Source organism: Micromonospora sp. KC213 (assembly GCF_004348325.1).
GTDB lineage: Bacteria > Actinomycetota > Actinomycetes > Mycobacteriales > Micromonosporaceae > Micromonospora.
Map to the genome: position 1 here is coordinate 1 of NZ_SMKF01000193.1, position 10,323 is coordinate 10,323.

Annotated in this window: 9 protein-coding genes; 3 read left to right on the plus strand and 6 right to left on the minus strand. The window is 73.4% G+C overall.

Annotated elements, in window-relative coordinates; translation table 11 throughout:
- Window positions 1–665 (minus strand): pitrilysin family protein (locus tag E1166_RS26470; RefSeq protein WP_132342657.1); only part of this gene is annotated, 665 nt, incomplete at its 3' end.
- A gap of 169 nt (window positions 666–834) precedes the next feature.
- Here E1166_RS26470 and E1166_RS26475 point away from each other — a divergent pair.
- The 3 genes from E1166_RS26475 to E1166_RS26485 are packed head-to-tail and all read left to right on the plus strand — an operon-like array spanning window position 835 to window position 3,534.
- Complete coding sequence (locus E1166_RS26475) at window positions 835–1,893, plus strand: ABC transporter substrate-binding protein (RefSeq protein WP_132342658.1); 1,059 nt, start codon at window positions 835–837, stop codon at window positions 1,891–1,893.
- Window positions 1,890–2,669: an ABC transporter ATP-binding protein gene (locus E1166_RS26480; RefSeq protein ID WP_132270005.1), complete on the plus strand. Its 780-nt coding sequence runs from the start codon at window positions 1,890–1,892 to the stop codon at window positions 2,667–2,669. Before E1166_RS26475 ends, E1166_RS26480 begins: the two co-directional genes overlap by 4 nt.
- Window positions 2,659–3,534, plus strand: a complete 876-nt coding sequence (locus E1166_RS26485; protein ID WP_132342659.1) for an ABC transporter permease — start codon at window positions 2,659–2,661, stop codon at window positions 3,532–3,534. Before E1166_RS26480 ends, E1166_RS26485 begins: the two co-directional genes overlap by 11 nt.
- Before the next feature lie 10 nt (window positions 3,535–3,544).
- Here E1166_RS26485 and E1166_RS26490 read toward each other — a convergent pair whose 3' ends face one another.
- The 5 genes from E1166_RS26490 to E1166_RS26510 all read right to left on the minus strand — a co-directional run.
- Window positions 3,545–3,742, minus strand: a complete 198-nt coding sequence (locus tag E1166_RS26490) for a hypothetical protein (protein ID WP_132342660.1) — start codon at window positions 3,740–3,742, stop codon at window positions 3,545–3,547.
- Window positions 3,743–3,944: 202 nt separating this feature from the next.
- On the minus strand, window positions 3,945–5,234 hold the full coding sequence (locus E1166_RS26495) for a DEAD/DEAH box helicase (protein WP_132342661.1): 1,290 nt from the start codon (window positions 5,232–5,234) through the stop codon (window positions 3,945–3,947).
- Between the two features lie 217 nt (window positions 5,235–5,451).
- On the minus strand, window positions 5,452–5,655 hold the full coding sequence (locus E1166_RS26500) for a cold-shock protein (RefSeq protein WP_007464836.1): 204 nt from the start codon (window positions 5,653–5,655) through the stop codon (window positions 5,452–5,454).
- Between the two features lie 204 nt (window positions 5,656–5,859).
- Window positions 5,860–9,303 (minus strand): ATP-dependent DNA helicase, encoded by a 3,444-nt coding sequence (locus tag E1166_RS26505; RefSeq protein ID WP_132342662.1) that lies wholly within the window; start codon window positions 9,301–9,303, stop codon window positions 5,860–5,862.
- The coding region (locus E1166_RS26510; protein WP_132342663.1) for a PD-(D/E)XK nuclease family protein at window positions 9,300–10,323 on the minus strand (1,024 nt) is incomplete at its 5' end. The genes E1166_RS26505 and E1166_RS26510, both read right to left, overlap by 4 nt.

Genomic DNA, 10,323 nt, shown 5'->3' on the forward strand with positions numbered 1-10,323 from the left:
TCACCGAAGTGCCGCTCGATCAGGGCGGTCGCCTCGGCCACGTCGATGTCCCCGCTGACCGCCAGTACGGCGTTGCCGCTGGCGTAGTAGCGGCGGAAGAAGTCGGCGGCGTCGGCGACGGTCGCCGACTCCAGGTCGTCGAAGGAGCCGTAGCCGTCGTGCGCGTTGGGGAAGGTGTCGAACATCACCGGCGGCAGGGTCAGCCAGGGGAACCCGCCGTACGGCCGGTTGAGCACGTTGACCCGGATCTCCTCCTTGACCACGTCGACCTGGTTGCGCAGGTTCTCCGCGGTCAGCCGAGGGCCGCGCATCCGGTCGGCCTCGAGGAACAGCGCCCGTTCCAGGGCGTTGGCCGGCAGCGTCTCGTAGTAGTCGGTGTAGTCCAGGTGGGTGGAGCCGTTGAAGGTGCCGCCGGCGCCCTGCACGTGCCGGAAGTGCGCCAATTTCTCCAGGTTCTCCGAGCCCTGGAACATCAGGTGCTCGAAGAGGTGGGCGAAACCGGTACGCCCCTCCGGCTCGGACCGGATGCCCACGTCGTAGACGACCGCCACCCCGATCACCGGGGCGCTGCGGTCGGGGGTGAGCACCACCCGCAAACCGTTGTCGAGGCTGAACCGCTCGACGGGGTATCTGGTCGATGGGATCTTCGCTCTCCGCGTCGGCACGTGATCGACCCTAACGCGTCGGCGCTGCCGCCACCGGTGCCCCCGCGCGCCGGGTCTGTTCCGGCCTGCCGGCAGCGGCGTGTCCTGGATGCTGGACGGCTCTTGACGCCATCCACCCGCCCACCGATTATTCCTATCGACTAAGTAGGAATAGTGGATTGGACGGACGATGAAACGGCCCCCCTTGCGTCGGCTGGTCTCCCTCGCCACCCTCGCCGTGCTCGGCCTGGCGACGGCGGGTACGACCGCGGCGTGCGGCGACGACAGCGAAGCCGGCACGTCCGGCCCGGTGACCCTGCGGCTCGGCTACTTCCCGAACATCACCCATGCCCCGGCGGTGGTCGGCGTCGAGAAGGGCATCTTCGCCGAGAAGCTCGGCAGCGGCGTCAGGCTGGAGACCAAGACCTTCAACGCCGGCCCGGCCGCCGTCGAGGCGATCTTCTCCGGCGCGCTCGACGCCACGTACATCGGTCCGAACCCGACCGTGAACGCCTTCTCCAAGTCCCGCGGCGAGGCCGTACGGGTCGTCTCGGGCGCCGCCTCCGGCGGCGTGGCCCTGGTCGTCAAGCCGGAGATCACCTCCGTGGAGCAACTACGCGGGAAGAAGATCGCCACCCCGCAACTCGGCAACACCCAGGACGTGGCGCTGCGCTACTGGCTCAAGGAGAAGGGCCTGCGGACCACCAAGGAGGGCGGCGGCGACGTCACCATCGTGCCGCAGGAGAACGCGCAGACGGTGGAGACGTTCGGCAGCGGGGCGATCGACGGTGCCTGGGTGCCCGAGCCGTTCGTCTCCCGGCTGGTCAACGCCGGCGGCAGGGCGCTCGTCGACGAGCGCGACCTCTGGCCGGACCGGAAGTTTGTGATCACCAACCTGATCGTGTCCACGAGGTTCCTCAAGGCCCACCCCGACGTGGTGCAGAAGCTGGTCGAGGGGCAGGTGGCCGCGAACGAGTACGTCAACACCCGGCCGGACGAGTCCCAGCAGGCCATCTCCACCCACATCGGCCGGATCACCGGCAAGCCGCTGGACCTGAAGCTGATCAAGCAGGCGTGGCCGACGTTGGAGTTCACCAACGACCCGATCGCGTCCTCGCTCAAGACCGGGCTGGAACACGCGGTCGCGGTGGGGCTCACCCAGCCGGTCAGCCTCGACGGCCTCTACGACCTCCGGTACCTCAACGAGGTGCTCGCGGCGCAGGGCAAGACCACGGTGGTCCAGCCGTGACCGCCACGACGACGGCGCCGGTGAGCGCGACCAGCGCGGTCGCGCTCACCGGCGTGACCAAGGTGTACGGCCGCGGCACGAACGCCGTCCTGGCGCTGGACAGGGTGAGCCTCGACGTCCGGCCGGGCGAGTTCGTCTGCCTCGTCGGGGCGTCCGGCTGCGGCAAGAGCACCCTGCTCAACCTGGTGGCCGGGCTGGACCGCCCCAGCGGCGGCGACATCGCCGTCGCCGACGGCGCCCACCCGGGGTTGATGTTCCAGGAACCGGCACTCTTTCCGTGGCTGACCGTCGAGGCCAACGTCGAGGTGCCGCTCAAGCTGCGCGGCACACCACGGGCGCGCCGTCGGGAGCGGGTCGCCGAGCTGCTACGCACCGTCCACCTGGCCGACTTCGGCCGCAAGCGCCCGCACGAGCTGTCCGGTGGCATGCGGCAGCGGGTCGCCCTGGCCCGCACCCTCGCCCTGGACACCCCGGTGCTGCTGATGGACGAGCCCTTCGGGGCGCTGGACGCGATGACCCGCGACATCCTCCACGACGAGCTGGAACGGATCTGGACCGAGCGGAACCTGACCGTGCTCTTCGTCACCCACAACGTGCGGGAGGCGGCCCGCCTCGCCGACCGGATCATCCTGCTCAGCAGCCGGCCCGGGCGGATCATCTGGTCCACCGATGTGGCCGTGCCCCGGCCCCGGCGCATCGACTCCCCCGAGGTGGCCGCGATCGCCGCCGAGGTCACCGACCGGCTCCGTGCGGAGGTGGGCCGCCATGCCGCGTGACACCCTGACCCGTACCGACGCGGAACTGTCCGGGCTGGACGCGTTGGACATCGCCGGCCGGGAGAAGGAGACCTCCCGAGCCGCCCGGATCTGGGCGGCCACCTGGCCCAAACTGGCCGCGCTGGCGCTGGCCGTTGCGATCTGGCAGCTCGTGGTATTCAGCGGATGGAAGCCGCCGTGGTCGCTGCCCGGTCCGCTGGTGGTCGGCGAGGAACTGCTCCGGCAGGCTGGCAGCGCCCAACTCTGGGACGGCATCGCCGTCACGCTGCGCCGGGCAGCCGTCGGGTACGTCTTCTCGGTCGCCGTGGGTCTGCTGGTCGGCCTCGCGGTGGCCCGGTCGACCGTGCTGCGGGCCGCCATCGGATCGATGATCACCGCCCTGCAGACCATGCCGTCGATCGCCTGGTTTCCGCTGGCGATCCTGCTGTTCGAACTGAGCGAGAAGGCGATCTTCTTCGTGGTGGTGCTCGGCGCCGCGCCGTCCATCGCCAACGGCGTCATCACGGGGGTGGACTACGTCCCTCCGCTGCTGCTGCGGGCCGGCCGCAACCTCGGCGCGCGAGGGCTGACCCTCTACCGGTACGTGATCGCGCCCGCCGCGCTGCCGGCCATCGTCGCCGGGCTCAAGCAGGGCTGGGCGTTCTCCTGGCGCAGTCTGATGGCCGGCGAACTGCTGGTCGTCGGCATCTCGCAGACCTCGCTGGGTGCGCAGCTCACCTACGCCCGGGAGTTGGCGGACTCCCCGTGGCTGCTCTCCACGATGATCGTGATCCTGGTGATCGGCCTGGTGGTGGACGCGGTCTTCGGCGCGGCCGACACCGCGATCCGTCGCCGATGGGGCGTCCTCGACCAGGCCGGACGGTGACGCGACAGGGTCAGCGTACGGTCGGCTCTCCGGGCGGCGCCCCCGCGCCGCCCGGGCTGTGCAGCTCCACCAGACCCACCGGGTCGGCCCGACCCGGCCTCGGCTGCCAGGGCGCGAACACCGCCACCGTGGCGAGCAGCAGCCCGGCGCCCGCCACCGCCAGCACCACCATCAGCTCGCGCACCGCCCCCGAGTCGGTGTCGCCCATGTTCGCCTTTCCGAGCCGGCCCCCCGGTCGGCTCTTACCCCGAGGGAGAGCATCGACCACCCGAAGGCCCGGCGACAGTCGCTGATCGGACCCACTTCCGCCGCCTTGTCGACTCACCCACCCGCCCCGTCACCGGCCGTACCCATCCGGTCGCGCGGGGTCGGCCGTGGCGGTCGCGCGGGGTCGGCCGTGACGGGGACCGTCAGGCGGAACGGGGACGGCGCGGGCGGCGGGAACGCCCCGCGGGCCGGTGCGCCGGTCCCGCCGTACGCGGACGGGCCGCCGCAGCCGGCTGCGGCACGGTGATCGTCACCGGCACGCCGGACGGCTCCCGCGCCCCGGTGACCCGGGACAGCGCCTCGTCACCCGGGCGCACCTGCGCGGTCTGCGGGGTGATACCCGCCACGCTCATCAACCGGGAGACGTCCCGGCGCTGCTCCGGCAGGACCAGGGTGACCACCGTGCCGGACTCGCCCGCCCGGGCCGTCCGGCCGCCCCGGTGCAGGTAGTCCTTCGCCTCGGTCGGCGGGTCCACGTTGACCACCATGTCGAGTCCGTCGACGTGGATGCCCCGGGCCGCCACGTCGGTCGCCACCAGGGCGGTGACCTGGCCGGTGCGGAACTGCTCCAGGATCCGGGTGCGCTGCGGCTGCGACTTGCCCCCGTGCAGCGCCGCGGCGCGTACCCCCTTGGCCAGCAGCTGGCGGGCCAGCCGGTCGGCGCGGTGCTTGGTCCCCATGAACAGGATGGTGCGGCCCTCGCGGGCGGCGATCCGGGTGAGCGCGTCGGGCTTGTCGACCGCGTCGACGTGCAGCACGTGGTGGGTCATCGCGGTCACCGTGGCGGTGCCCGGGTCGACCGAGTGCGAGACGGGGTTGGTCAGGAACCGGCGGACCAGCCGGTCCACACCGCCGTCGAGGGTGGCGGAGAAGAGCATCCGCTGGCCGCCGGGCGCCACCTGCTCCAGCAACCTGGTGACCTGCGGCAGGAAGCCCATGTCGGCCATCTGGTCGGCCTCGTCCAACACCGTGATCGCCACCTGGTCGAGGCGGGCGTCGCCCCGGTTGATCAGGTCGTGCAGCCGGCCCGGCGTGGCCACCAGCACCTCCGCGCCGGCACGCAGCGCGTCCGCCTGCCGCTGCAACGACAGGCCGCCGACGACGGTGGCACAGCGCAGCCCGAGAGCGGCGGCGTACGGGGCCAGCGCGGCGGTAACCTGCTGGGCCAGCTCACGGGTGGGCACCAGCACCAGCGCCAGCGGACGGCCGGCGCGGGCCCGACGGCCGGCGGTACGCGACAGCAGCGGGAGCCCGAAGGCGAGGGTCTTGCCGGAGCCGGTACGGCCTCGGCCGAGCACGTCCCGGCCGGCCAGCGAGTCCGGCAGGGTCGCCACCTGGATCGGGAACGGCTCGGTGATGCCCTGCGCGGCCAGTTCGGCGACGAGCGCGGGAGCCAGGCCGGTGGCGGCGAAGCTGGGAATGGTCATGGTCATGCGAAAGCCTTCCTCGACGCGGCACGTGTCGAGGGAGGGCGCCGCGAGGCGACGCGGTCACCGGCGGACATGTCCGTCGGGACTCACAAGCACGAACCGAAAGGGTACGGGCGGTCCGCCGCAGCGCGCCGCCCCGCCGGAGCGGGTGGGCGGCGCGGCGGACCGGCCCGTCACCGCGCCCGGAGGGCGCGGAGGGTGTTACCGGTCGATCCGAGGATCAGAGCGGGCGGATGTTCTCCGCCTGCGGGCCCTTCTGGCCCTGGGTCACCTCGAACTCGACGCGCTGGTTCTCGTCCAGGCTGCGGTAGCCGGAGGACTGGATCGCCGAGAAGTGGGCGAAGACGTCCGCGCCGCCGCCGTCCGGGGTGATGAAGCCGAAGCCCTTGTCAGCGTTGAACCACTTGACGGTACCAATTGCCATGTGTTTCGTCTCCTTGACGGAACGTTCGGACCCGCACCTGTTGCGGACCGAAAAGGTGCACACCGTGCGCGAGTGCACGGCGAGCCTGTCGCTGCTGGTCGCCCCGCCCGGAGAACTCCGGACACAACAAAGAGCGCCTGGGGCCACAATCCGCCAGGCGCACACAGAGTCTCTGGAAACCAAAACTGCAACTCCGTCACCATATCACGAATCCGCAAGCGTGCCACCCCCTGACGGAACTTCGGGCACACCGGCGATGAGCGCGGTGAGCCCGTCGGCGTCGAGCAGATCGGCCGGGCGCACCGTGACGCCGTCCCGGACGTAGTGGAACGCGGCCCCGACCCGGTCGACCGGCACCCCGGCCAGCTCCGCCCAGGCCAGCCGGTAGACGGCGAGCTGCACGGCGGCCACCTCCGCCTCCCGCCCGGCCGGCTGCCGGCCGGTCTTCCAGTCGACCACGTCGTACCGTCCACCGGGGCGGGCGAAGACGGCGTCCATCCGGCCCCGGACGACCACACCGGCGATCACCGTGGCGAACGGCACCTCCACCTCGACCGGCACCCGGTCGGCCCACTCGCTGGCCAGGAAACGCTCCTGGAGTTCGGTCAGCGCCTCGTCGGGCGCGGCGTCCGCGTCGGCCGCGCCGGGCAGCTCGTCGACGTCGAGCAGCCGGTCCGCGCCGAAGCGCTGCTCCAGCCAGGTGTGGAAGGCGGTGCCCCGCCGGGCGTACGGGTTGGGCGCGGTGGGCATCGGCCGGCGCAGCGTACGGGCCAGCGCCGCCGGATCCCGGCGCAGCGCCACCAGCTGCGTCACCGAGAGCTGCCCGGGCAGCGCCACCTCCACCGCCTCGGCCTGCCGCAGCAGCTCGGCACGCTCGGCGAGGAGCAGATCCGCCTCCCGCCGCCAGCGCGTCACCTCGGGATCGCCCCCGGCCGGATCCGCAGCTTCCGGGTCGATCGGCCCGGAGCCCGCCACCGGATCGGCCGCCGGGTCGCAGGCCAGTTCGCGGTCCGCCGCCGCCGGGTCGGCGAGGTAGCGACGGACCAGCCCCGCAGCCTCGGTCAACGCCGGCCGGCGGGCGCCCAGCGGGTCGGCCGGCCAGTCGGCCCGCAGCACCAGCTCCGTGGTGGGGTTGACGGCGTCGCCGGCCGGCTCGGGCGCCCACTCGTCGACCAGGTGGCCGTCCGCACCGTCGAGGCAGGCGTCGTGGACCTCGCGCAGGAAGACCGACGGGCCACGGAACCGTTTCGTCCCCTCCCCCCACCAGTAACCGGAGCAGAGCAGCAGCCGGCGCGGACGGGTCACCGCCACGTACGCCAGCCGGCGTTCCTCCCGTTCGTCGTGGGCCCGCCAGGCGTCGGTGAACTCCTCCAGCGCCCGGGCCACCCCACGCTGGTCCTCCGCCCCGGCCAACGCCAGCTCCGGCAACCCGTCGGCGTCGCCACGCAGCGGGAACGGCAGCACGCCGAGCCCGCCCAGCCAGTGGTCGGAGTTGCGCACCGGGCCGGGCCAGCCGCCCCGGGTCAGCCCGGCGACCGACACCACGTCCCACTCCAGCCCCTTGGCGGCGTGCGCGGTGAGCACCTGCACCGCCCCCGCCACCACCTCGACCTCGCCGGGGGCCAGGCCGCGCTCCTCGTCCTCGGCGGCGGCCAGGTAGGCCAGGAATCCGGCGAGGGTCGCGCCGGGGGTCTCCCCGCTGAACCGGGCCGCGACGTCGCCGAGGGCGTCCAGATGGCCTCGGGCCAGGCCGGCGTCACCGGTGCCGTCCCGGCCGGCCCGGACGGCCACCTCCACGTCCAGGCCGATGGTCCGCTCGATGTCCGCGATGAGCTCCGGCAGCGTCTGGTCCAGCCGGTACCGCAGCAGCGCCAGCTCCATCGCGTACGACCGCAGCCGCGCGTAACCCTCCGCCGAGTACGCCTGCGCCGGCCCCAGATCGGCCAGCGCCTCGACCAGGGTCGCCTCGTCCAGGGCGTCCACGGTGATCTCCGGCCCGTCGTCGTCGGTCCGCTCCCGCCGGGCCCGCGCGATGGCCCGGGCCCGCCGGTGCAGGGAGACCAGGTCGCGTGGCCCGATCCGCCAGCGCGCACCGGTGAGCAGCCGCAGCAGCGCCGCCCCGTCGGTCGGGTCGGCCAGCACCCGCAGGGTGCAGACCACGTCACGGACCTCGGGAGTGTCCAGCAGGCCACCGAGGCCGACCACCTCCACCGGCAGTCCCCGGGCGCGCAGCGCCGCCTCGATCGCCGGGATCTGGCTGCGCAGCCGGACCAGCACGGCGGTGGTGGGGCGGTGCGGCACCGGGATGTGCTCGGGCAGCGCGTGCGGCATCCCGGCCGCCCCCCGCCAGGCGGCCAGCACGCTGTCGGCGATCCAGTCGGCCTCGTCGGCGTACGTGTGCAACAGCGCGCAGTGGACGGTGCCGGCGGCGTGGCCACGCGGGCTGCGGTGCGGAATCGGATCCCGGACACACAGCGCCGCCCGCAGCTGCGGCACCCGGGCACCGGCGGCGCGCAGCGGCACCGAGAGCGCGTTGGCCACGCCGAGGATCTCCGGCCGGTTGCGCCAGCTCGTGGTGAGGCCCAACACCTCGGCCGGGGTGCCGTCGGCTCGGGCGAACTCGGTGGGGAACCGGTCCAGGGTGCCGGCGCTGGCCCCCCGCCAGCCGTAGATCGACTGGCACGGGTCACCGACCGCGGTGACCGGGTGGCCGCCGCCGAACAGCGCGTTGAGCAGCACCACCTGGGCGTGACTGGTGTCCTGGTACTCGTCGAGCAGCACAACCGGGAAGCGGTCCCGCTCGATCGCGCCAACGGCGGGATGGTCGCGGGCCACCCGGGCCGCCCGGGCGAGCTGGTCGGCGAAGTCCATCGCCTCGAAGTCGTCCTTGCGGCGGGCGTACGCCCGCACCAGCGGCAGCAGCTTGAGCCGGGTCTGCTGCAGCTGCAACGCCCGGCGCACGTCGGCGTAGACCCGGCCGGGTCGGGACTGCACCTCGGCGAAGAACCGGCCAGTCCAGGCGGCCAGGTCGTCCGGGTCGACCAGGTGCTCGTCCAGTTCGCCGGCGAGGGCCAGCACGGCGTCGGTGACCGTGCTCGGCATCCGCTCCACCTCGGACATGTCACCGTCGTAGTTGCGCACCAGCAGGTCGACCAGCTGCCAGCGGGACGCCTCGGTGAGCAGCCGGGTGGTCGGCTCGTACCCGGCACGCAGCCCGTGCTCGGTGACAATCCGCCCGGCGTACGAGTGGTAGGTGGCGACGGTGGGTTCGCCGGCGAGCGGGTCGTCCAGCGGGTCACGCCCGCGCCGACCCAACCGTCGTACGAGTTGGTCGAGTCGGGTACGCACCCGGTGCGCCAGCTCACCGGCCGCCTTGCGGGTGAAGGTGAGGCCGAGGATCTGCTCCGGCCGGACGTACGAGTTGGCGACCAGCCAGACCACCCGGGCGGCCATCGTCTCGGTCTTGCCCGAGCCGGCGCCCGCGACCACCAGCAGCGGTTCGACCGGGGCGGCGATGATCGCCGCCTGTTCCCGGGTCGGGGCGGGCAGCCGCAGCAGCTTCGCCAGCTCGACCGGCGTGTAGCGCGGCCCGGAGTCCGGGGTACGCGGCGTCGGGGCGGCGGTGCCGAAGAGGGCGGGCTGCGTCACGACTGCTCCGGGGGGCGGCTCGCCGGCGGTTCCACGACCTGTCGGCCCTGCCCCGAGACCGGGCAGCTGGTACGCACCGGGCACACCCGACACTTCGCGTTCGCGACCGCGGCGAAGGTCGCGGCGGCCATCGTATCGGCGGTGCGCCGGACCAACGCGGTGGCCCAGCCCGCCTCGGGGCCCTGCCCGACGGCGGCCTGGGTCTGTTCCTTGGCGTCCTTCGCCCCGGTGCCGAGCTGCACCAGCGCCGCTCCGCCCGGCTCGTCGCCGAACTCGGCGAACGCCCCCGCCTCGACCGCCGCCTGGTACGCGCCGAGCTGCGGGTGCTCGGCCACCTCCCGTTCGGTGACCGCGGTGGACTTACCGGTCTTCAGGTCGATCACCACGAGCCGGCCGTCGGCGTCGACCTCCAGCCGATCCACCCGGCCGGTCAGCTCGACCGGGCGAGTCGGGTCGTCGAGGCGGACGGCGAACTCGTGTTCGATGGCGAGCAGGCGGCGCGGGTTGCCGGCCAGCCAGCGGAGCAGCTTGTCCACCATGGCCTCGGCGCGTTCCCGCTCCGGACCGACCATCCAACGGGCGGCCAGCTCGATCGCGTCGAACCGGGCGGCCACATACTCCAGCAGGGTGGTGCGGTCGGCGTTGGCGTCCTCGGCGAGCATCGCGGCGGCGTGCACCAGGTTGCCCACGCCCTGCGCGGCGCTGGCCGGGCCGCTGCCGCCGTGCCGTTCCAGCAGCCAGCGCAGGCTGCACCGCAGGGCACTCTCCATCGCCGACGGGGTGACCCGGACCGGTTCGCCCTCGTCGACCAACGGCCGGTCGTCGGAGAGGCCACGCAGCCCCCACCAGTCGTTCGGGTGGGCGCCGGGGATGCCGGCAGCGGCGAGGCGGGCCAGTTCGACCGCCGCCGCGCGCCGCCGGGTGACCGGGGCGTCCGGGTCGGTCACCGCGGTACGCAGCTCCGCCACCAGCGCCGACAGCGTCAACGCCCGGGGCACCCGCCCGACCGGCAACTCCCCC

Bases quoted from the DNA above. Each gene is read 5' to 3' on its own strand.
- E1166_RS26475 (WP_132342658.1), top strand. From the start codon at position 835: ATGAAACGGCCCCCCTTGCGTCGGCTGGTCTCCCTCGCCACCCTCGCC.
- E1166_RS26485 (WP_132342659.1), top strand. From the start codon at position 2,659: ATGCCGCGTGACACCCTGACCCGTACCGACGCGGAACTGTCCGGGCTG.
- E1166_RS26490 (WP_132342660.1), bottom strand. From the start codon at position 3,742: ATGGGCGACACCGACTCGGGGGCGGTGCGCGAGCTGATGGTGGTGCTG.
- E1166_RS26495 (WP_132342661.1), bottom strand. From the start codon at position 5,234: ATGACCATGACCATTCCCAGCTTCGCCGCCACCGGCCTGGCTCCCGCG.
- E1166_RS26500 (WP_007464836.1), bottom strand. From the start codon at position 5,655: ATGGCAATTGGTACCGTCAAGTGGTTCAACGCTGACAAGGGCTTCGGC.